Here is a 21,004-nt window from a genome sequence, read left to right as displayed (position 1 = left end):
GCGACCCGGCACGACGCGGTGCGAGGGGTCAGGCTTTCCGTCCGGTCAGGCCGAGCACGCGGTCGAGCAGCGGCGCGTCGTCCGCGACCGGCACCTCGGGGCCGAACACCCCCATCTCCCGGCCCGTCGCGGCGCTGCCCAGCAGGTCGCGGTGCACGAATTCGAGGACCTCCCGGTCCCAGTCGAGCCGCCGCCCGACACCGGTGGCGAGGTCCCAGCCGTGCACCAGCAGCTCGGCCACCACCATGCCGCCGATCACCTCGGCGGGCATCTCGTGCGGTGAGCCGAGGGTCGTCGTGCCGGTCCACGCCTCGGGTGCGCTCCAGGCGGAAGCGGTGGCCCGCAGTCGCGCGGCCAGCCGGGACTGCCAGGCGTCCAGGTCGACCTCGTCCTCCGTGCCGGTGGGCGTGACGGTCCCCTTGCGCGCGGCGGCCTCCAGGGCGGGTCCCCAGAACAGCAGGTGGCGGATCAGGCGGCGCACGTCGAACTCCGCGCACGGGGTGGGCGCGCCGAGCTGCTCGGGCTTGATCTCGTCGATGATCTCCAGGACGGGTGCGACGGCCCGCTCCGCCAGTCGTTCGGTGGTCATGGCCGCACGGTACGAGCGGGGTGGGCGGGGTGTATTGAACAAACGCGACATACGCTGGCGCGCGTGCGGGACGAGCGGGAGTTGGACTGGAGGGCGCACCAGCGGCACGAGTTCCCCCTGCCGTCGGCGGACCTCGCGCCCTACGTCGCGCGGTACTGGGTGGTGCACTGGTCCTACGACCGGCCCTACCGGCAGCTGATCGTGCCGTACCCCAACGTGCACCTGGTGTTCCGGGGAGGGCGGGCGACGGTCAGCGGGGTGTCCAGCCGGCACGTGTTCCAGGAGCTGGACGGGGAGGGCCACGTGTTCGGCGTGGCGTTCCGGCCGGGGCGGTTCCGGGGTTTCCTGGGCGCGCCGGTCCGGTCGATCACGGACCGGACCGTGCCGTCGACGTTCCCCGGGTTGGAGGGTCCGGTGGGGGTGCCCGCGGTGGAGGCGATGCTGCGCACCTGCCTACCGGAGCCGGACCCCGCGGCCGAGCTGGCGGACCGGCTCGTGGAGGAGATCGGGGCGCGGCCGGGGATCACCAGGGTGTCGGCGCTGGCGGAGCGGGCGGGGTGCGGCCCGCGGCAGTTGCAGCGGCTGTTCGCCGAGCACGTCGGCGTCGGGCCGAAGTGGGTCATCCGGCGGTACCGGCTGCGCGAGGTCACCGAGCGGATGGCGGCCGGCGGGAAGGTCGACTGGGCGGCGCTCGCGGCCGGGCTGGGCTACGCCGACCAGGCGCACTTCGTCCGCGACTTCACGGCGATGTTCGGCGAGACGCCCACCGACCACGCCGCGCGGTATCACCAGGACATCTCGCGGCAGCGCTTGGCGGAGTCGCCCGGTTCGACCTGAAGCGTGGCGTGCTCGATGTGGTACCGGTCGGCGAGGAGCGCCTGCGCGGCGGCCAGCACGCGGGCGGGGTCGGCGTCCGGGCAGGTCGTGAGGTGGGCGGAGGCGACCTCCATGCCCGAGGTCAGCGTCCAGACGTGCAGGTCGTGCGCCTCGGCCACGCCGGGCAGCTCGGCCAGGTCGGCCTGCATCGCGTCGACGTCGAGCCGTTCCGGCGCGTGCTGGAACAGGATGCGCAGGGCGCCGGCCGCGAGCTTCCACGTGCGCGGCAGCACGAACAGGCCGATCGCCACGCCCATGACCGGGTCGGCGTACCGCCAGCCGAACAGCAGCGTCACCGCGCCGCTGACCAGGACGCCCACCGAGCCGATGAGGTCGGCCAGCACCTCCAGGTACGCGCCGCGGACGTTGATGCTGTCCTTCGCGCCCTCGCGGAGCATGAGGAACGAGACGACGTTCGCGACCAGGCCCGCCGCGGCGGCGAGCACGACGGGGAGGCCGGGCACCTCGGGCGGGTCGTCGAACCGGCCGACCGCCTCGAACACCACGTAGCCCGCGACGCCGAACAGGAGGACGGCGTTCGCCAGGGCGGCCAGCACCTCGGCGCGGTAGAGGCCGAAGGTGCGGCTGCCCTTGAAGGAGGTGCGGCGGGCCAGCAGGATCGCCGCGAGGGCCATGCCGACGCCCAGGACGTCGGTGAGCATGTGGGCGGCGTCGGAGATGAGGGCGAGCGACTGCGTCGCGATGCCGACCGTGAACTCGACCAGCATGAAGGCCGCGCCGATGCCGAACGCGACCCACAACCGACCGAGGTGCTTGGCGCTCCCCGACGAAACCCCGTGGCCGTGACCGTGACCCATGTGGCGAACATATAGTCACATGCGCATGAGTGCAACCGGCCGTCCGGACGCGCCCCGCTCCGCGTATCAACAGGCGAACCCCGCGCCTCGCCACCCACCCTCCGCGTTGTACCGCCCGACGCGTCCGGTCGCTACCTACCGAGGTCCGGAATCCCGGCGTCGGGCCGGTTTCGCGGTGGAGGGGAATGCGCAGGTCAGCAGCGGTGGGGTGCGGCTCGACCGACCGGCCTGCGGCCTTCGGGGCGGGGGGTGCGAACGGGGCCGAACACCCCTGCTAAGCTACCTCCCGTAGCTACGGCCCCCGTAGCTCAGGGGATAGAGCACCGCCCTCCGGAGGCGGGTGCGCAGGTTCGAATCCTGCCGGGGGCACAGTTGACATAGGCCCGCTGAGCAGCACGAATGCAGCTCGGCGGGTTTTTGCTTGTTCGGCTGCGTCCGACCGGAACCGGCCGTTTTCGAGTGTCTGTTCCGATGGTGTGCCGAGGGGATTCCATCGAGCTTGGTCAAGAGGCGGGACAGGACCTGCCCGTGGTGATCCGGCTCACCGTCGGACCTCCGCCAGGCCGTTCACGGGTGTCTGTCGCCTGACGCCCACAACATTGTCCAGAACCCAGGTGTGTGGCCGGGCCACTCTTGGGCGCGCGTCTGCGCGCAGCGCCACGCCGCCCGTGCTCGGCAAGCGCCACCCGCTCCAAGCAACCCGGAAGTGTCGCGCGTCCTCGGGTTCGTACTGCACAGGAGCAACGCAGGTCGCAGCGTGCCGGGCTCCGACCGACGGGCTTGTGGGTTCGGCCGTGCACAGGCGGCACGCTCACTACACTCCCGAGCAGGGTGCCGTGGTGAGAAGGAGGAATGTGGACGGGAACATCCTCGATCCAGACGGTGCACGCGAGCGCCTCGCCACGTGGAAGGGCCGGATCGACAAGTTGGCCTCGGACACCAAGGCCATGAGCGAACGGCTGCAGGCGATTCGGGTCACCGTCGGCGATCCGAACGGGCTGGTCGAGGTCACCGTCGACTCGACGGGCTCACTGGTCGACCTGCGGTTGACCGAGCGGATGCAGCGAACGGCTCCCGACCTCGTCTCCCGGACGATCATGGCCACCATCCGCGAGGCCAAGACCAAGGTGGCCGACCGGTCGCAGGAGATCATCGCGGAGACGGTTGGGACCGAGTCGCCTGCTGGACGGGCGATCGCGGACAACGTCGGGCGGCACCTGCGTGGTGGACCCGCTCCCGAACGTCGCACCGCGCCCGTGGACGACGACGAGGGCTTCGACGGGCGTTCCTACCTCAGGGATGAGTGAGCATTGGGCGACGGGTACGACGTCAACGCCGAGCAGTTGCGCGCTCACGCGACCAACGTGGCGGCGATCGAGGCGCGGTTCGCCGCGGTGAGGGCCGCCAGTGCGCACATCGCGCAGGACGACCAGGCATACGGGCTGCTGTGCGGCTGGATCTCCAGTGTGCTGGAGGAACGCCACGTGAAGCAGGACGAGCTGATCGCCTCCGTGGAGGAGAACCTGTCACTCGTCGGTGAGGCACTGCGCGCCAGCGCGGACGAGTACGAGGCGATCGACGAAGCGAACGCGCAGCTGATGAGGTCGGTGGACGACAGGGGGATGAGGTGACGGGCGAGTCCCCGGTCGCACCGGTGCGGTCGTCTCGGGAGGTGTGGACCGGCTCGGGGCTGGCGGACAGCATCGAAGGGCTGGTGGACGCGATCAAGAGCGAGGGCTGGGTCGACGACGTCCTGGCCGGCGCCGCTCTCGGGGTCGAGGTCGCGGCCACCGTGATGGATCCGATCAGCGCCCTGCTGGCGAACGGCCTGGGCTGGGCCATGGAGTACTTCGAGCCGTTGCGGGAAGTGCTCGACGAGCTGACCGGCAAACCCGACGTGGTCCGCTCGCATGCCGAGACCTGGAACAACATGGCCGCAGAGCTGCGGTCGATGGCCACCGACCTCGGTTCGCACCTCGCCGAGGACCTGCCCGACTGGCGCGGAGAGGCCGCCGACGCGTACCGCGGGCTGATGGCCAACAACATCGATGCCCTCGGCGGTCTGGCCGCTGTCTCGGCGGCCTTGGCTGCGGCCACCGAGGGCGCGGGCGGCCTGGTGGAGCTGACCCGGGAGATCGTCCGCGACCTGATCGCCGACCTGGTCGCGAGGGTGATCGTGTGGGCGGTCGAGGCGATCTTCGTGGTGACGATCCCGGTGATCGCCACCCAGATCGCCGCGGCCGTGGTCAAGTGGGCGGGGCGCATCCTGGTCTACACCACGGCCCTGATCAGCAGCCTGACCAACCTCACGAAGCTCCTGAACGGCTGAAGTCGCCGTGGCGAAACCCAAGAACCCCGGTGGGAGCACTCCGGGCAAGCCCTCGCAGGCGCACGGCAACATCAACGCGGGCAACGGGATCTCCAGCGCCCAGGCGGCCACCGCTCAGGCCGCGCAGCAGGGCAAACCCGGCGGAGGGTCCGGCGGGCAGTCCACCAAACCCGGCGGCACGGGCAAACCGGCACCGCCGACCAAGCCGATCCAGCCTCCGACGGCGAACGCCATCCGGCACAGCGACGCGTCGCGCGAGCACATCGTCCACGGCGACGGTGGCAGGCAGGGCGGCCACCTCGCGGGTACCGGCTTCTCGAAGAAGACCGAGTTCCCCATGGACTGGGACGAGGCGAAGATCCTCGACTCGGCGTACCAGGTCACGCAGCAGGGTCCGCCCGCGAAGGGGCCGTACTTGACCAAGGACGCCGAGGGCAGACCCGCGTGGGCCTACGACTACAAAGGCACGGTCGACGGCGTCGAGGTCAAGACGACCGTGCTCGCCAACGGCGAGATCCGCACCGCCTACCCGCCCAACAGCGCCGACCCGGGCGTGATCACCAACCCGGCGGCACCGCATCCCGCTCCGTCGGGCATCCCGATGGGCAACCCGCCGCGCTACAGCAACCCGGCTGCGGGTGGCGACGGCAGTTGGACGTGGGAGGGCCCGAAGGGTGGCAAGATCATCAGGGTCGTCCAGGACGCGCAGGGTAACGTCACCACGACCGTGCTCGGCGACTACGAGAAGAAGTGAGCGCCATGGATGTGAAGCTCTACGCGGCGGTCACGGACGTGTGTGCGCGACTCGCTGGTCGGCTGTCCGACGACACCCTGGGCACCGTGCGGGAGCACTTCGCAGCGGGTGAGTGGGAGTTGGCCGAGTCGACGCTCTTGCTCAACCTGGCTTACGAGGGCGTTGGCATCACCGGTGAGGAACGCGACCTGCTCCGCTCGTTCCTCGACGACCCGGACAACCCCGACCTGGCCGACGTGCCGGTCGTCGACCAGGTGCCGCCGCCGCGCTACCGCTTCAGCTCGACCGGCCCTGCCGGCGCGCAGGACCCGAGCAAGGCCGACATCCTGCTGTCGACGGATGCGCGTTACCACGGGGGACGGCGGTTGCGCCGTGCGTGGAGGGAGCCGGTCGAAGGCGCGCCCGACGGGTCGACCTGGGTGTACGTGCTCCAGGTCGCCGAAGGCACGGACGAGTTGAAGGCGTACTCGGGGCTGGTTTCGCGGCTGTGGGTGGTGCTCAAGGAGAAGTGCGGGCTGGAGGTCGTGGTCGAAGGCCGGCTCGTGCCGCCGTACCAGGCCGCCGCACTGGCTGCGGCACGGCAGATCTGGACGGCCTGACGGGCGCATCGGCCAGTGCTCCGCCAGGAGACCCGGTCGCGGGCGGGCGAGCCGCCGGTGACATTCCGACAGCGCCTCGCCGTGCCATCACGCTTCGAGGGGAAGCCAGCGACGGATGACGTCGGGCGGGATGTCGGCAGGCACGTCCCACCGCAGTGTTCACGATGTGGCGGACGCGATCGCACGCGTTAGGGTCGGTCAGCCGCATCATCAGGTCCGTTGGACCGGCGACGGCCAACAGGTTCAGCGAACCGTGCCACAACACCGTGTCGTCGATGATCACCACCTTCTCGTGCATGCGCTCGCGCTCCACCACCTCGCACCCGGCCGCACGGAGTTCCTCCACCAGCTTCGCTGCGGAGTCCTCGACCTGAGGGCGGGTGTGCACGGTGACCTTCACGTTGTCGGCGATCCTCGGCTTGAGGTGGCGCAACCACCTGCGCACCGGGACAGGGTCCACGTAGGCGCAGTAGAGGTCGATGCTGCGGCGGGCGTGAGCGATGTCCCACTCCACCGCCTTCGTGACCTCATCCGCCGGGAAGAACGCGGGCCGTGCGCGCTCTTCGTCGGAGAGGCCGGCGAGCTCTCCGGCCCCTCGTACGGGGATCAGGTCGTCCACCGACAGCCTGTGCGCGTGGCGCTGGAGGTGGGCCGGCATCCTGGCGACCTCGCTGCCGGGCTAAGCGTGCTGGAGCATGAACTCGACGTCGGCCACGACCACGAGGTGGTCCTGTGCCCGGCTCAGCGTGGTCGGTCACGGGTCTGGCAGGTTGAGGTCCACGTTCAGGCTTTGCAGTCCGCCGTCGACTTCGACGACCTTCCCGGTCAGGTACGCGCCGGCGTCCGTCGCCAGGAACAGGACCGCCGCCGCGACGTCCTCCGGCGTGCCGATCCGGCGCAGCGGCGTCGAGCGCTCGACCCGTGCGCGCATCGCGTCGTCCTCGATCACCGCCGCCAGCGCCGACGTCTGGATGGTCCCCGGAGCGACCGCGTTGACCCGCACCCGCGGCGACAGGTCTGCCGCCGCCAGTCGGGTGTAGTGCGCCAGCGCCGCCTTGGCCGTCCCGTACGCGAGGAAACCCCGGCCGGCCACCCTGCCCACCACCGACGAGACGGTGACGACCGCGCCGCCGTCGCCGCGCAGCATCACCTCGGCCGCGGCGCGGGTCAGGGCGTGGGTCGTGGAGACGTTGAAGCGGAACGCCTTCTCGACGAACTCCGTCGAGCACCGCGCCATCGGCCTCGGCAGCCCGCCGCCGATGTTGTTGACCACCACGTCGATCCGGCCGAACTCGGCCGCGGCGCGGGTGGCCAGCGCCGCGGTCGCGGCCGGGTCGGACAGGTCGCCGGCCACGACGTGCGCCCGCCGCCCGAGGTCGCGCACCCGCTCGGCCACGGCCTCCAGCTGGGACTCCGTGCGCGCCGCGAGCACGACGTCCGCACCGGCCTCGGCCAGCGCGACGGCGTTCGCCGCGCCGATGCCCCGGCCGGCACCGGTCACCACCGCGACCTTCCCGTCCAGGCGGAACCGGTCGAGGATCACCGCCCGACCTCCTCGGCCGCTCGCGAGCCGGTCGCGACGGTGGCCGCACGGTCGCCGCTCGCGACGGTCGCGGTCGCGCGATTTCCCGCCCCCGCGGCGATGCGCCGTTCCGCGATCCGGTCGGCGGCCGCGCCGGGCAGGATGCCCTCGGACTCGGCGTGCCGCAGGACGGTGAGCGTGGTGTCGAAGATCCGCCGGACGTCCACGGCGACCCGGTCCAGCGGGTGGCCGGCCGCTTCGGCGGCGACGTGGATCGCGCCGCCCGCGTTCACGACGTAGTCGGGCACGTAGAGCACCCCGCGTTCCGCGAGCCGCTGCTCCACGTCCGGCCGTGCGAGCTGGTTGTTGGCCGCCCCGCACACCACCTCGGCCGCGATCAGGGGCACGACGGCGTCGTCCAGCGCACCGCTCAACGCGCACGGGGCGTAGATGTCCAGGCCGTCGGCCTGGACGAGGGCCTCGGCGTCCCGCATGACGACGACCCGCGGGAACTTCGCGGTGACCCGGCGCACCGGCTCCTCCAGCACATCGGTGACCAGCACCTCCGCGCCCGCGCAGGTCAGGAGCTCGACCAGCGGCGCACCCACCTTGCCCAGCCCCACGACGCCGACCGTCCGGCCGCGCAACGACGTGGTGCCCCAGCGGTGGAGTGCCGCCGCCCGCATCCCTTCCAGCACACCGCGAGCGGTGAAGCTCGACGTGTGGCTCGTGCGGTTCTCGCCCGTGGGTCGGCTGAGCGTCCACGGGCACACCCGCGCGACGACCTCCATGTCCGCCGCGTCGGTGCCGAGGTCGCAGCCCGTCGTGTACCGCCCGCCCAGCGAGGCCGCGAACCGGCCGAAGGCCAGCAACAGCTCCTCGGACTTGTCCCGCGCCGGGTCCGCGATGATGACGGCCTTGCCGCCACCGAAGTCGAGCCCGGCCATCGCGTTCTTGTACGACATGCCGCGCGACAGGTTCAGCACGTCCGCGACGGCCTCCTCGTCGGCGGCGTACGCGTGGCAGCGGACGCCGCCCAGCGCCGGGCCCAGCGCGGTGGAGTGGATGGCGATGACGCACTTCAACCCCGAGGCCGCGTCCTGGCACAGCAGGACCTGCTCGTGCTCGAAGGGTTCGGGGCCGAAGGCGGTGAACCGCGCCCGGTCGGTGGACATGTCCATGCTTCTCCTCCTCGGAAACGGTGTTCGTGTGGTGGTCGGCGGGCAGCGCGGCCGGCTGCCCGCCGACGCGGGGATCGCGGGTCACCGCGCGAGCACGTGGTGGCCGGGCGCGGGGGAGCCGGCGGGATGTCGCGCGCTCCCCGTGGCGCGCGCCGGCACGAGCGGGCCCGACTGGGTGGACAGCCACCGCGCCCACGCGGTCCACCAGGACTCCTGGTGCGACGCGGCAGCCGCCAGCCACTCCTCGGGATCGGCGGGCAGCCGGCCGGAGCCGGTCCGGTACGCCGCGGTCGGGCGCGGTGGGTTCACGACGCTGCCCACGTGCCCGGAGGGCACCAGGTGGAACGCGACCTCGCCGCCGAGGTGCCGCAGACCGCGGTACACCGTCCCCCACGGCACGATGTGGTCGCGGACCCCGGCCACCGCGAAGGTGCGCTGCTTGACGGACGAGAGGTCCAGCAGCCGCCCCGCGAGCCGCAGGCGCCCGCGGACCAGCGCGTTGTCCATCGCGATGCGCAGCGTCTGTCCGAAGAGGACGCTCGGCACGTCAACCCAGTCCTCGCTCCACGCCACGATGTCGAAGGGTTTCGGCCGCTCGCCCAGCAGCCAGCCGGCCGCGAGCGGTCGCCACACGGTGTCCCGCGAGCGCAACAGGTCGAACAGCAGGCCGAGCCGCCCGCCGTCCACGAGCCCTTCCCGGTTCGACAGCAGGCGGGTCAGCGCCCTGGCCCGCGCTTCCGAGCCGGACCCGTCGCCGTCGTCCGGCGACGCCTGGTCGAGCGCGGACACCAGCAGCGTCAACGTCGCGACGCACTGGTCACCACCCGCGGCGAGCCAGGCGGCGGTGGCCGCGGCGAGCATCCCGCCGGCGCACACGCCCACCAGGTGCACCCGCGCCGAGCCGGTGATCTCCCGCACGACGTCCAAGGCGCGCAACGGAACCCGTCGGAAGTACTCGTCCAGCCCCACGTCGGTGTGGTGGGGCAGCGGGGTCCGCTGGCTGATGGCGAACACCGTGTAGCCCTGGCGGACCGCCCACTCGACGAGGCTGCGCCCCGGCGCGAGGTCGTAGATGTAGTACTTGTTCACCCACGCGGGGACGAGCAGCAGGGGCACCTCGCGCACCTCGGCGGTCCGCGCCTCGTACTGGAGCACCTCCACCAGGTCGTCCCGGTGCACCACCCGGCCGGGCGTGACCGCCAGGTCCTCGCCCACCGCGTACGAGCCGGGCGGCATCTTGGCGGGCCGTCCCCGCCGGTGCGCCAGGTCGTCCAGGAAGTTGCCCGCGCCGCGCGCCAGGCTCGCGCCGCGCGTGGCCACGGCCCGGCGCAGCGCGGCGGGGTTGCCCGGCAGGGAGTTCGTGGGCACCGCGGCTTCGGTGAGCACCTGGGCGCAGAACCGGGCCTCCGACCGGTGGCGGGCAGGCAGGAACGGGACCTCCGCCGCGGCCAGCACGAGTCGACGCCACGTGAAGTAGGCCCGCAGCAACCACCGGTAGCCCGCGGAGTCCCAGGCGGGGTCGTCGAAACGCCGGTCGTCGGCGTCCGGACCGGACCCGATCGCCGCGACCGACGCGCGGTACTCCGAGACGGACCGCCGGATCACCGCCGCGCACCGACGTCCCCGGTCGGGCAGGGAGTCGGGGGAGAACGGGTTCCCGCTGTACGGACTCACCGGTCGCACTCCTCGCCGAGCCGGCCGCCGGCCGGCTCACACCGTGGTGCCTACGTCGATCGCCGCCGCGTGCGCGCTGCGGCGCGGAAGGCGGCCGGGCGTCTCGTCGCGGTCACCTCCTGTGGCAGCAACGTAAAACCGCGCGCCCCGCGCCGGCAGGCGCGTTGGGAGCGCGCACTGCCGGGAGGCGTGCGGGTGCGCACCGGGCGCACGTCGGGTGCTCGGGGGAGCGCACGCCCGCCGACCGCACGACCGCACGCGCCAACAGGCCGCCGTCTCACCTGGAAACCCCGAGGACAGGCGGAAATCCGTGCCCGACCGCCGGTCCGGCGCACCGCCGACGCGGTGGTGCGCGCTCGGGCGCGAAGTGGTGCGGGAGCCCGGAAAGCGTGCAGCGGCAAGCCTTGTCGACCCGAAGCGCCCGTCACGGGCAGGCGCGAGCCCGACCACCACGCGAGATGGTCCGCGAGGGCGACAGGCGGCGTGCGCGCCGCCTACGTTCGGCGGTGAGGACTCGTGGGCGCCCAGCGGTCCGACCACTCTGGCAGCGACGTCCGACCCGGAGGACCCCCATGCACAGCACCATGCCGGACACCCCACTGACCATCGCGCGCATCCTGGAGTACGGCTCCACGGTCCAGGGCTCCTCCACCGTGGCGACCTGGACCGGGGACGGTTTCGACCGCAGGACCTACGCGGAGGTGGGCGAGCGCGCCGCCCGCCTGGCGCACGCGCTGCGCACCTCGCTGGGGTTGAGCGTCGGCACGCGCCCGGAAGACCGGCAGGGCGTCGTGGCCACCTTCATGTGGAACAACGCCCGCCACCTGGAGCTGTTCCTCGCGGTACCCGCGATGGGCGCGGTCCTGCACACCCTCAACGTGCGGATGCCGGTCGAACAGCTCGCCTACACCGTGCGCCACGCCGGCGACGAGGTGATCGTCGTGGACTCCGGCCTGCTGGGCGAGTTCGCGGCCCTGCTGCCGCGGCTGCCCGCCGCCGTGCGGCACATCGTCGTCGCCGGCCCCGGCGACCGGACGCCGCTGTCGGGCTTCGCCGGAGAGGTGCACGACTACGAGCAGCTGATCGCCGGGATGCCGTCCGACTACCCGTGGGAGGAGGACCTGGACGAGCGGACCGCGGCCACCATGTGCTACACCTCCGGGACCACGGGCAACCCCAAGGGCGTCGTCTACAGCCACCGGTCGATCCACCTGCACTGCCTCCAGGTCGCCGCGCCGAACCGCTACGACCTCACCAACCGCGAGACGGTCTTCCCGATCGCGCCCATGTACCACGTCAACGCCTGGACCGTCCCCCACGCCGCGTTCGCCACCGGGGCCGACCTGCTGCTGGCCGATCGGCACACCGGTCCGGGGCCGCTGTCCCGCGTCATCGAAGCGGGACGGCCCACGTTCGCCTCCGCGGTGCCGACGGTCTGGACGATGTTGTCGCAGGAGTGGGACGCCCGGCCGCGCGACATCTCGAGCCTGCGCCGCGGCCTCGTCGGCGGGTCCGCCTGCCCGCCCGCGCTGATGGCCGCCTACCGCGACCGGTACTCCGTCGAACTCCTGCACGCCTGGGGCATGACCGAGACCTCGTCGCTGGCGACCACCGCGCTGCCGCCGCGCGGGGTGGACGCCGAGCGGGAGCGGGCCTACCGCGCCACCCAGGGCCAGTTCCCGCTCTCGGTCCGGTTCCGGATCGTGGACGAGCAGGGCGTGGTCGTGCCGAACGACGACGTGGCCACCGGTGAACTCCAGGTGCGCGGGCCGTGCGTGACCGCCGCCTACCGCGGCGCCGACGGCGTGCCGGAACGGCCGGCGGAGGGCTTCACCCCCGACGGCTGGCTGCGGACCGGCGACGTCGGGCGGGTCTCGCCGGACGGGTACCTGACGCTGACCGACCGGGCGAAGGACGTCATCAAGTCCGGTGGCGAGTTCATCTCCGGCGTGGCGCTGGAAACCGCCCTGGCCGAGCACCCGGCGGTGGTGGAGGCGGCCGTGGTCGCCGTGCCCGACGACCGCTGGGGCGAGCGGCCCCTGGCCGCGGTGTCGCTGCGGGCGGGCAGCGGTGTCGCCCTGGCGGACCTGCGGGACTTCCTGAGCCGGCACGTGGCCTCCTGGATGGTGCCCGAGCGGTGGGCGGTGGTGGCGTCGGTGCCGAAGACCTCGGTGGGCAAGTACGACAAGCGGGACATCCAGGACCGGTACGCGCAGGGCCGGCTCGACGTCGTCCACCTCGGCAGGCGACCCGGTGACCGCGCAGGCGACAGGGCGGGGCTCATCGGGATGTGACGCGGGGCGCGCCACCGGTCCGGCCGTGGTGGTCAGCCCCACCGGGCCTCGTGCGGCTCGGGTGGGCGTCCGCCGCGCCGGTGGACCGGTGCGCGCCCGCTCCGGCGGATCGCGGCGTCGACGATCGTCGCCGCCCACTCCGGGTCGCCGCCGAGGTCGGGGTCCTCCGCCAGCGCGCGCCGCAGCCGCGGCCACAGCCCGGCCCGCGTCCACGCGGTGAAGCGGCGGTGCGCCGTCGCCGGTGACACGTCGAACGAGGACGGCAGGCGACGCCAGGCGCAACCGCTGGACAGCACGAACACGACCGCGGTGAACACCTCGCGGCAGGCGCGCGGGACAGCGCCGCCACCCTGCGGACGCGGCCTGAAGCCCGGCAACAGCGGCGCGACGACCGTCCACAGTGGATCGGGCACCAGACGCCGTGACAGTTTCTCCTCCACGGCAAGAGATCCCAGTGCACCGGACCTGGTGCCGGCAAGGCGGTCCGGGGTCGTTCGGCGCACGGCCGTCATGCGGTGCGCCACCTCGCACGACGAGCGCGCCCGCGCACGCCCCAGCACTGCCCGCGCACACCGTGACGACCACACGCGCACCACCACCGCCCGAGCACACCTGGCACCGCCCAGCGCGCCTGCCGGCGATCGACGGCCCGTGTCAGGGTGGGTCGACCGACCGCCACGCCCCGGAAAGCCCCGGCGCGGTCGTCGTCCCGGTGGTTCCCCGGTTCCGAGGACATCCCTCTTCCCCCGGCCCGTGCGCGGCCGGGAGCACACCGGCGGCCGAACGCACGACGCGTACCGCCGGAACCGGCCACGGGAGCCCGACCTCGGCGGAGGAAGGAAGGCACGACATGACCACCAGCCCATCGGAAGCGGCGCCCGCGGTGATCGACCACCTCCTGGACCGCTTGAGCGCTTTGGGGGTGCGGCACCTGTTCGGGATGCCGGGCGACTACAACCTCAAGGTGCTCGACCACGTGCTCGCCCACCCCCGCGTGCAGTGGGTCGGCACGGTGAACGAACTCGGCTCCGCGTACGCCGCCGACGGCTACGCGCGCGTCAACGGGTTCGGCGCCTTGCTGACCACGTTCGGGGTGGGCGAGCTGAACGCGATCAACGGCGTGGCGGGCGCCTACGCCGAACGCGTCCCGCTGCTCCACATCGCCATCGGTCCCACGCGGGCCACCGAACGGGCGGGCAGCCTGGTCCACCACACGTTGGGGGACGGTGACTTCGAGCGGTTCGCCCGCGCGCACCGGCAGGTGGTGTGCGCGGACGCCGTGCTGCGGCCGGACAACGCCCTGGCGGAGATCGACCGGGTGCTGACGACCTGCCTGCGGGAGAGCCTGCCGGGCTACCTGCGGGTGCCGCGCGACGTCGCGCTGGGCCCAGCCGCGCCGCGCCCGGCGCTCGACGTGCCGGACCCCAAGGCGGCCGACCCGGAGCAGTTGGCGGCGTTCCGGGACGCGGCGCGCGATCGGCTCGCGACCGCGCGCGCCGTCGCCGTCCTCGCCGACTTCCTGGTCGACCGGTGCCACGCCCGCGCCGAACTGGCCGCCCTGCTGGCGGCCGGTCGGTTCCCGCACGCGGTCCTGATCGCGGGCAAGACCGTCGTGGACGAGAGCCGGCCGGGGTTCCTCGGCCTGTACGCGGGTGCGATGAGCGACGATCGGGTCCGCTCCACCATCGACCGCGCCGATCCGCTGATCCGCGCGGGTGTGCTGCTCACCGACATGGCCACCGGCAAGTTCACCCACGAGTTCGACCCGGACAAGGGCATCGACCTCGGGCCCACGACCGCGCGGGTGGACGGCGTGGCGTTCCCCGGTGTGCCGCTGGCCGCGGCGCTGGACGTGCTGACGGAGCTGGTCCGCGGTCGTCCGCCGGGTGAAGCGCCCGTCACCGCGCCCGCCGACCGGCGGGCACCGGCCCCCGCCCGGCCCGCGGAGTTCCCGACGACGCTCAAGGACGCCGTCGTCGCACTGGGCCGCAAGGTGTGCGGGCCGGGCATCCCGCTGACCCAGTCCTACCTGTGGCAGGCGGTGGGCGAGTCCCTGCGTCCCCACCACACCGTGTACGCCGACAACGGCACCGCGCTCATGGGCATCGCGGACCGCCGGTTCCCCGGCGGGGCGCGGTTCGTCGCGCAACCGCTGTGGGCCTCCATCGGCTACTGCATCCCGGCGCTGCTCGGCGCGCAGCTCGCCGACCCCTCCCGACGCGGGGTGCTGCTCATCGGCGACGGCTCGGCGCAGCTCACCGCGCCGGAACTGGGCACCGTCGACCGCCACCCCGTCAAGCCCATCGTGGTGCTGGTGAACAACGACGGCTACACCATCGAGCGGATCACGCACGGCCTGCGGGCGCCGTACAACGAGGTGGCCCGCTGGCGCTGGGCCGCCCTGCCGGCCGCCCTCGGCGTGCGGAACCCGCTGGTGCTGTCCGCGCGCACCCGCGGTCAGCTCGACCGCGCCCTGGCCAGGGCGACGAGCGCCACCGACCGCTTCGTCCTCATCGAGGTGTTCGTCGGCAAGGACGACGTGCCGCCACCGTTGAAGCGCATGACCGCCAACCGGCCCGACCGGGCGAAGTGGGTGCCCTGACGCACGCGTGCGCCAGGGCACGGGCACCGGCGCGCACCCGAGCCGGTGCCCGTGCCCCGCGCGGTCAGCTCCGCTCCGACCCGCTCAGCAGCTCGCACGCCTCCTCCCGCCGCCCCAGCGCTTCCAGGCGACCGCAGAAGTCCTCCAGCTCGCCGGCGCACTGGGCGGAGCACAGCCCCCGGAGCAGGGGCACGGCCTGCGTCGCGGTGAGGTGGCCCTGGTCGACGTCACCCACCCTCAGCTGCGCCGAGGCCAGCAGCAGCAGCCGCAGCGCCCGGCGTCGCCACCGACCGGGCACGCAGCCCTGGAGGGCCTCACGAGCGCAGCGCAGGGCGGTCGTGGAGCGGTCGAGGTCGGTGGCGCAGCGCGCCAGCTCCTCCGCCAGGTGCGCCCGGTCGACGTGGGCGCACCAGTCCGGCTCGTCGGCGGGGTCGCCGTCGTCCAGCGCCTCGAACGCCCGACCCGCGGCCAGCTCGCAGGCGCTCGCGTCGCCCAGCACGGCGTGCCCGCGCGCCTCCGCCACGTGGCAGGCCGCCCGAACACCGGGGCTGCCGCGGCCACGGCACCCCTCCCGCGCGACGCGGGCGAGCTGGACGGCCTCGTGCGGGCTGCCCAGCATCAGCGCCACCCGGCTCATCCCGGACGCCAGCACGTACCCGCCCATCCCGCGGTCGTCGGCGGCCTGGGTGAGGCGCAGGGCCTGGATGTAGTAGCGCTGCGCGAGACCGGGCTGGCCCGTGTCGATCGCCATGTACCCGGCCAACTCGGTCAACCGCGCCGCGACGCCGAACAGCTGCCGCCCCGTGGCCTCGCCGTAGGTGCTCACGAGCAGCCTCGACACGACGCTGTCGAGGTAGTGGATGACGACGGGGCGGATGCGGGTGCTGCCGAAGCGGTGGTCGAGGTCGGCGAACGCCGCGGTGGTCGCCCGGATCGCCGCGATGTCCGCCGTGCCGACCGCGGTCGACCCGCGCCCGGCGACGGCCGGGTCCGCGCCGGTGACCAGCCAGTCGCGGCTGGGCTGGACCAGCACGGAGGTCGACAGCCGCTCCCCGGCAGGCGAGCCGGTGCGGTTGGCGTCGCTGTGCCACAGGGCCCGCGCCTGCGGCAGGGCGCCGGCCAGCACCGGCTCGAACCGCAGCCCCACGGTGGGCGTCGCGCCGGGCTGCGGCGCCATGCCGATCTCCTCGACGGTCACCACGCGGCCGAGCTTGCGCCCCAGCGCCTGGGCGATGATCCCCGGCGCGCGGCCCCGCGGTTGCTGCCCGCGCAGCCAGCGCGCCACGGACGTCTTGTCGTAGCGCAGGTCCAGCCCGTGCTCCGCGCCGCAGACGTTGACCCGGCGGGCCAGCCCGGTGTTGGAGCACCCGGCTTCCTCCATCACGGCGCGCAGCCGTTCGTTCGCCTTCCGGACGGCAGGCGGTCGTGCGCCCATTGCCTTCGTGCCTCCTTCGCATCCCCGGGAACCCGGCACCTGGTCCGGTGCGGCTCCGGCGGCGGTGGGCGGCGCTCCGCGGCCGGGGTTTCCGGCGAGCGGGTGCGGAGGCCGGGGCCGAGGGGACTCGGCGGGGCACGTCGCGCGGCCCGCGGCGGAGGGCGCGGCTCACCAGGTCGAAGAGCTGGAACGGATGTCCGCCCGCCCGGTGCGCGCCGGCGCGTGCGCGGCCGGACGTCGGACGGGCGGTGGGACCTCGTCGGACGCCCGTCCCCGGTGGCGGGGCCGGGCGCGTCGGCGGTCGTCGGCGTCGGCCCGCGTTCAGGGCGGCGAGCCGGCCGCCCGGCGCGGCGCGGGACAACGCCTTTCGACCGCCGGTTCGGCGCATACCGGTATCCGGTGCACGGAAATCACCTCGGGGTGGGGTAATGGTGGACTGGTCCGCCTGCCGCGGGCCCGCAGGCGTCTTTTCACCGGTGACCCGTCGCGATCGCCCGCCGCGGCGGGCGGGTGCGCGAATGGCTCGTCACCGCTCGTTCCGGTCGTGGTGCGGACCGCCCGCCCGATCGGCCCGGCCGCGCCCCGCTGGCCCTGCCGGACCGACCGCGCGGGATATGCCGCGCGGATTCCGCCCGTCGTCGGTGAGTTCGGTTCTCCCGACGCCGTGCGCGTTTCCCGCGCCGGGTGCCGTCCCGCCGGTGTCCCGCGACGGTGCGCGGCGCGCTCGGGCGCGGCGGACCTCCGGCGAGCGCCGCCCGGTGTGGCCGCACCGCACCGACCGACCGCGGGCCGCGGCCCGGACCGGCCCCATTCGTGGTCACCTCGCCCGGTCGGGTGTCGCCCACCGGTGTGGACGCCCGCGCCCGCCCGCGGTGTCGCCGAGGGACGCGACGGGCGCGTCGGCACGATCGGCGCGGTGCGCCCGCGCCCGTTCCCGTCGTGTGCCCGTCCCTTGTTTTACCGTTCTTCGCTCCCTTGGTGGGAGGTTCTTTCCGAGTACGACGAAAGTAATGCTAGGCGCAACATCGGAGGGGTTGGATATAAGCCGATGGGGTGAACGTGCGCAATCCTCGCGATCTCCGCGAGAAATAACCCGTTCGGGCCCTCGGTGAACCACAAGCGGGCTAGGCCATCGGGATGACCGGCGCGTTCGGCGGCGGTCGCGACCGATGTCCCGGCTGCCTGTGCTCCGCAATTCCACCCCGAGCACCGCTCCGACCCGGCCGCCAAACCCGGTCGGCCCATTCGTCGGAGGCATCCGCAAGGGCATTCGGCGGTACCGGGGGATGGCGTGGCCCGGCGCGGTGCGGAACGGGGGCGCGGCGAAAGGCGGGTCGTCACCCGGAAAGGCGTTCGCGCCACCGTCGGAGGGGGCATCAGTATTGCGGAGCGGGATTCCCGCGCGCTTCGCGCGCGCCCGGTGCCGTCGTGCGCGTCACCGCGAGCGAGCGCGCGCGCCACCGGCGTCCGCGCTCCCGATGACGCCGCGCGCGCCTGCCGGCGGCACGGCGCCGGCACCTAGCGTCCGGGCTGCGGGGACGCGCTCGTCGCAGCGCGACGGTGCCGCGATCGGTCCTCCGGCGTCCGTGCCGCACCACCGGCGGCTCCCGCGGGCCGGATGACGAGAGACAGGAGGTCCCCATGACCACGCCCATCGCGGAGCGCGCGCGAGCCGTGGCAGAGCACTGGACCAGCGTGGACGGGACGTCGACCCGGTACCTGGAGGCCGGTCGCGGGCACCCGGTCGTGCTGATACCGGGCGAGGGCGGTGTCGCCGAGCAGTGGTACGACGTCATCGGAGCGCTTTCCGACCACTACCGGGTGATCGCCCTGGACCTGCCCGGTTTCGGCTACACCGAGCCGATCGCCGACGTCTCCGCCCCGGCGTTCGCCGCGTTCGTGTGGCGGTTCGCGCGGACCCTCGGCCTGGCGCGACCGGTGCTCGTCGGGCACTCCCTGGGCGGCGCGATCGCCGTCCACGCGGCGGTGGACCGGCCGGGCGACGTGCCGGCCCTGGTGCTGATCAGCGCCGCCGGCATGGGGCGCGCCGTCAACCCGGCCTTGGTCCTCCAGTCCGTGACGCCGCTGGGCGACCTGACGCCGCTGCTGGTCCCGTTGCTGCCGTACAGCACCCGGCTGTTCGTCCTCGGCACGGCGCTGGTGGGGTCCTGCCGCCCCTGGCGCATCTCCCGGCGCTGGTGGCCCAGCCAGGCCCAGGCCGTCGCCACGCCGGGGGTGCTCGCCACCACCCTGCGCTCCCAACGCGTCCACGTGGGGCTGTTCGGGCAGCGCGACCCGCTCCTCGACCGGCTGCGGGACCTGCCCATGCCCACCCTGGTCCTCTGGGGGATCCACGACCGGCAACTGCCGTTCTGGCAGGGGATCGCGGCCCGGCGGCGGCTGCGGCGCGGGCGGCTGCGACTGGTCCCGCTGACCAGCCACCTGCTGCCGCTGGAAGCGCCCGGCGCGGTGGTCTCCGCCGTCCGACCCTTCCTCGACGGCGTCCCCGCCGTCGACGGCGACCCGAGCGGAGGTGGAGAACCGTCATGAGCGACGTCGCGGACGTCATCGTCGTCGGCGCGGGACTGGCCGGCCTGGTCGCGACCTACGAGCTGACCAGGGCCGGGCGGCGGGTGCACGTCGTCGAGCAGGAGAACGAGGCCAACCTCGGCGGCCAGGCGCACTGGTCGCAGGGCGGCCTGTTCCTGGTCGGCAGCCCCGAGCAGCGGCGCGTGGGCATCGAGGACTCGCCCGAGCTGGCGCTGTCCGACTGGCTGGCCTCGGCGGGGTTCGACCGCGGTCCCGAGGACCGCTGGGCGCGGGCGTGGGCCGAGGCGTACGTGCACTTCGCCGCCGGCGACAAGCGCAGCTACCTGATGGGGCGCGGCCTGAGCCTGCTGCCCCTCGTCGGGTGGCACGAACGGGGGGAGGGCGCCGCGACCGGTCCCGGCAACTCCGTACCCCGGTTCCACTACACCTGGGGCACCGGGCCCGAGCTGGTGCGGATCTTCCGCGACCCGGTGCTCGACGCCGCCGCGCGCGGGCTCGTGACCTTCGCGTACCGGCACCGGGTGGACGAGGTCGTCGTCGAGGGCGGCGCCGCGGTCGGCGTGCGCGGCGCGGTGCTGGTCCCCTCGGACGAACCGCGCGGCGTGCCGTCGTCGCGCCAGGAGGTCGGCGCGTTCGAGCTGCGGGCGCAGGCGGTCCTGGTCACCTCGGGCGGCCTGGGCGGCAACCACGACCTGGTGCGGGCGCACTGGCCGACCGACCGGCTCGGGCCCGCGCCGAGGTCGATGCTCAGCGGGGTGCCCGCGCACGTCGACGGGCGGATGCTGGGCATCACCGGGCGCGCCGGCGCGTCGGTGGTGAACCTGGACCGGATGTGGCACTACTCCACCGGGCTGCGCAACCACAGCCCCGTCTGGCCCCGCCACGGGGTGCACTTCCTGCCCGGCCCGTCACCGCTGTGGCTGGACGCGACGGGCCGCCGCCTGCCGCCGCCGCTGTTCCCCGGCCACACCGAGCTGGCGGCGCTGCGGCACGTGGCGACCAGCGGCCACCCCCACTCGTGGCTGATCATGACGAAGTCGATGGTGGACAAGGAGTTCGACCTGTCGGGTTCGGAGCAGAACCCGGACCTGACGGGGAAGAACTGCGCGCTGCTGGTGCTGCGGGCGAGGAAGAGCCTGATGCCGACGGTGCGCGCGTTCCTGGAACGGGGGCCGGACATCGTGGTCCGCCCGACGCTGCCGGAGCTGGTGGGCGCGATGAACGCGCTTACCCCCGAGGCGCCGCTGGACCCGGCGCGGGTGGAGCGTGAGGTCGTGGCCCGCGACCTCCAGGTGCGCAACGACTACTCGAAGGACATGCAACTGATGTCCCTGCGCAACGTGCGCGCGTACCTGCCGGAGCGGATCACGCGGACTTCCGGCCCGCACCGCGTCCTGGACCCGGCCCGCGGCCCCCTGTTCGCGATCCGCTTGCACGTGCTGACCCGCAAGACGTTGGGCGGCGTGCAGACCAACCTCGACTCGCAGGTGGTGCGACGGGACGGGACGGTCTTCGACGGCTTGTACGCGGCCGGTGAGGTGGCGGGGTTCGGCGGGGGAGGGGTGCACGGCCACCACGCGCTGGAGGGCACCTTCCTCGGGGGCTGCATCTTCTCGGGTCGGACGGCGGGTCGCGTGATCGCGCGGGAGGTGGGGTGACGCTCGATCCGGGGCCGTTCCCCGCCGGGTGACGCGGAGGCCGGCGTGCGGCCCTGGAACCGGGATCCCGCTTGCGCGGGGGAAGACACTCGCTGACATGCGACGAACGGCGGTGAAGGGCCC

Annotated in this window: 18 protein-coding genes and 1 tRNA gene; 11 read left to right on the top strand and 8 right to left on the bottom strand. The window is 73.6% G+C overall.

The window, feature by feature from the left end; genetic code table 11:
* Positions 1-28: 28 nt before the first annotated feature.
* Positions 29-589: a TIGR03086 family metal-binding protein gene (locus tag C8E97_RS30115; RefSeq protein ID WP_121008945.1), complete on the bottom strand. Its 561-nt coding sequence runs from the start codon at positions 587-589 to the stop codon at positions 29-31.
* Positions 590-652: 63 nt separating this feature from the next.
* Between C8E97_RS30115 and C8E97_RS30110 the strand changes: the two genes are divergently transcribed.
* Positions 653-1,426 carry a DUF6597 domain-containing transcriptional factor gene (locus C8E97_RS30110; RefSeq protein ID WP_121008943.1) on the top strand — a complete coding sequence of 258 codons (774 nt, stop codon included), beginning with the start codon at positions 653-655 and terminating at the stop codon, positions 1,424-1,426.
* On the opposite strand, the gene C8E97_RS30105 is transcribed toward C8E97_RS30110, so the two are convergent.
* On the bottom strand, positions 1,375-2,283 hold the full coding sequence (locus tag C8E97_RS30105) for a cation diffusion facilitator family transporter (protein ID WP_121008941.1): 909 nt from the start codon (positions 2,281-2,283) through the stop codon (positions 1,375-1,377). The two genes, C8E97_RS30110 and C8E97_RS30105, sit on opposite strands and share 52 nt — an antisense overlap.
* Positions 2,284-2,580: 297 nt before the next feature.
* On the opposite strand from C8E97_RS30105, the gene C8E97_RS30100 reads away from it, so the two are divergent.
* From C8E97_RS30100 to C8E97_RS30075, 6 genes are all read left to right on the top strand, one after another.
* Positions 2,581-2,652 (top strand) — tRNA-Arg (locus tag C8E97_RS30100).
* 485 nt (positions 2,653-3,137) lie between these two features.
* Complete coding sequence (locus C8E97_RS30095) at positions 3,138-3,590, top strand: YbaB/EbfC family nucleoid-associated protein (RefSeq protein WP_121008939.1); 453 nt, start codon at positions 3,138-3,140, stop codon at positions 3,588-3,590.
* A 3-nt stretch (positions 3,591-3,593) separates the two neighbouring features.
* Complete coding sequence (locus C8E97_RS30090; RefSeq protein ID WP_121008937.1) at positions 3,594-3,914, top strand: type VII secretion target; 321 nt, start codon at positions 3,594-3,596, stop codon at positions 3,912-3,914.
* Positions 3,911-4,612 (top strand): WXG100 family type VII secretion target, encoded by a 702-nt coding sequence (locus tag C8E97_RS30085; RefSeq protein WP_121008935.1) that lies wholly within the window; start codon positions 3,911-3,913, stop codon positions 4,610-4,612. The genes C8E97_RS30090 and C8E97_RS30085 overlap by 4 nt, the downstream gene beginning before the upstream one ends.
* Before the next feature lie 7 nt (positions 4,613-4,619).
* Complete coding sequence (locus C8E97_RS30080) at positions 4,620-5,366, top strand: EndoU domain-containing protein (RefSeq protein ID WP_121008933.1); 747 nt, start codon at positions 4,620-4,622, stop codon at positions 5,364-5,366.
* 5 nt (positions 5,367-5,371) lie between these two features.
* Positions 5,372-5,965: a hypothetical protein gene (locus C8E97_RS30075; protein ID WP_121008931.1), complete on the top strand. Its 594-nt coding sequence runs from the start codon at positions 5,372-5,374 to the stop codon at positions 5,963-5,965.
* Here the strand turns inward: C8E97_RS30075 and C8E97_RS36885 are convergent.
* The 4 genes from C8E97_RS36885 to C8E97_RS30055 form a co-directional block, all read right to left on the bottom strand.
* A complete protein-coding gene (locus C8E97_RS36885; RefSeq protein WP_121008929.1) occupies positions 5,865-6,623 on the bottom strand; it encodes a phospholipase D-like domain-containing protein in 759 nt (252 codons plus the stop codon). The two genes, C8E97_RS30075 and C8E97_RS36885, sit on opposite strands and share 101 nt — an antisense overlap.
* 96 nt (positions 6,624-6,719) lie before the next feature.
* Positions 6,720-7,508, bottom strand: a complete 789-nt coding sequence (locus C8E97_RS30065) for an SDR family oxidoreductase (protein ID WP_121008927.1) — start codon at positions 7,506-7,508, stop codon at positions 6,720-6,722.
* Complete coding sequence (locus C8E97_RS30060; protein WP_121008925.1) at positions 7,505-8,668, bottom strand: Leu/Phe/Val dehydrogenase; 1,164 nt, start codon at positions 8,666-8,668, stop codon at positions 7,505-7,507. Before C8E97_RS30060 ends, C8E97_RS30065 begins: the two co-directional genes overlap by 4 nt.
* Before the next feature lie 81 nt (positions 8,669-8,749).
* Entirely contained in the window at positions 8,750-10,342 is a 1,593-nt protein-coding gene (locus C8E97_RS30055) for a PHA/PHB synthase family protein (RefSeq protein WP_170212033.1), read from the bottom strand.
* A 572-nt stretch (positions 10,343-10,914) separates the two neighbouring features.
* Between C8E97_RS30055 and C8E97_RS30050 the strand changes: the two genes are divergently transcribed.
* Positions 10,915-12,636, top strand: a complete 1,722-nt coding sequence (locus C8E97_RS30050) for a long-chain-fatty-acid--CoA ligase (RefSeq protein ID WP_121008921.1) — start codon at positions 10,915-10,917, stop codon at positions 12,634-12,636.
* Between the two features lie 32 nt (positions 12,637-12,668).
* Here the strand turns inward: C8E97_RS30050 and C8E97_RS35005 are convergent, their stop codons facing one another.
* Complete coding sequence (locus C8E97_RS35005; RefSeq protein ID WP_170212032.1) at positions 12,669-13,049, bottom strand: transposase; 381 nt, start codon at positions 13,047-13,049, stop codon at positions 12,669-12,671.
* 437 nt (positions 13,050-13,486) lie between these two features.
* On the opposite strand from C8E97_RS35005, the gene C8E97_RS30040 reads away from it, so the two are divergent.
* A complete protein-coding gene (locus C8E97_RS30040) occupies positions 13,487-15,238 on the top strand; it encodes an alpha-keto acid decarboxylase family protein (protein WP_121008917.1) in 1,752 nt (583 codons plus the stop codon).
* Positions 15,239-15,302: 64 nt separating this feature from the next.
* Here the strand turns inward: C8E97_RS30040 and C8E97_RS30035 are convergent, their stop codons facing one another.
* Positions 15,303-16,673 carry an NsdA family TPR-like regulatory protein gene (locus tag C8E97_RS30035; protein WP_121008915.1) on the bottom strand — a complete coding sequence of 457 codons (1,371 nt, stop codon included), beginning with the start codon at positions 16,671-16,673 and terminating at the stop codon, positions 15,303-15,305.
* A 1,641-nt stretch (positions 16,674-18,314) separates the two neighbouring features.
* Here C8E97_RS30035 and C8E97_RS30030 point away from each other — a divergent pair.
* Both C8E97_RS30030 and C8E97_RS30025 read left to right on the top strand, forming a co-directional pair.
* Positions 18,315-19,223 (top strand): alpha/beta fold hydrolase, encoded by a 909-nt coding sequence (locus C8E97_RS30030; protein WP_121008913.1) that lies wholly within the window; start codon positions 18,315-18,317, stop codon positions 19,221-19,223.
* The gene (locus C8E97_RS30025) at positions 19,220-20,881 is read left to right on the top strand and encodes an FAD-binding dehydrogenase (protein WP_121008911.1); all 1,662 of its coding nucleotides are present in this window, start codon (positions 19,220-19,222) and stop codon (positions 20,879-20,881) included. The genes C8E97_RS30030 and C8E97_RS30025 overlap by 4 nt, the downstream gene beginning before the upstream one ends.
* Positions 20,882-21,004: the final 123 nt, after the last annotated feature.

It is taken from the genome of Saccharothrix australiensis, assembly GCF_003634935.1.
In the GTDB taxonomy this organism is placed as follows: domain Bacteria; phylum Actinomycetota; class Actinomycetes; order Mycobacteriales; family Pseudonocardiaceae; genus Actinosynnema; species Actinosynnema australiense.
The sequence above is the reverse complement of the archived record's forward strand: the minus strand, read 5'-3'. Positions and strand labels throughout refer to the sequence as shown.

Bases quoted from the DNA above. Each gene is read 5' to 3' on its own strand.
- C8E97_RS30115 (WP_121008945.1), bottom strand. From the start codon at position 589: ATGACCACCGAACGACTGGCGGAGCGGGCCGTCGCACCCGTCCTGGAG.
- C8E97_RS30075 (WP_121008931.1), top strand. From the start codon at position 5,372: ATGGATGTGAAGCTCTACGCGGCGGTCACGGACGTGTGTGCGCGACTC.
- C8E97_RS30025 (WP_121008911.1), top strand. From the start codon at position 19,220: ATGAGCGACGTCGCGGACGTCATCGTCGTCGGCGCGGGACTGGCCGGC.
- C8E97_RS30105 (WP_121008941.1), bottom strand. From the start codon at position 2,283: ATGGGTCACGGTCACGGCCACGGGGTTTCGTCGGGGAGCGCCAAGCAC.
- C8E97_RS30040 (WP_121008917.1), top strand. From the start codon at position 13,487: ATGACCACCAGCCCATCGGAAGCGGCGCCCGCGGTGATCGACCACCTC.
- C8E97_RS30050 (WP_121008921.1), top strand. From the start codon at position 10,915: ATGCACAGCACCATGCCGGACACCCCACTGACCATCGCGCGCATCCTG.
- C8E97_RS36885 (WP_121008929.1), bottom strand. From the start codon at position 6,623: ATGCCGGCCCACCTCCAGCGCCACGCGCACAGGCTGTCGGTGGACGAC.
- C8E97_RS30035 (WP_121008915.1), bottom strand. From the start codon at position 16,673: ATGGGCGCACGACCGCCTGCCGTCCGGAAGGCGAACGAACGGCTGCGC.
- C8E97_RS30030 (WP_121008913.1), top strand. From the start codon at position 18,315: ATGACCACGCCCATCGCGGAGCGCGCGCGAGCCGTGGCAGAGCACTGG.
- C8E97_RS30060 (WP_121008925.1), bottom strand. From the start codon at position 8,668: ATGGACATGTCCACCGACCGGGCGCGGTTCACCGCCTTCGGCCCCGAA.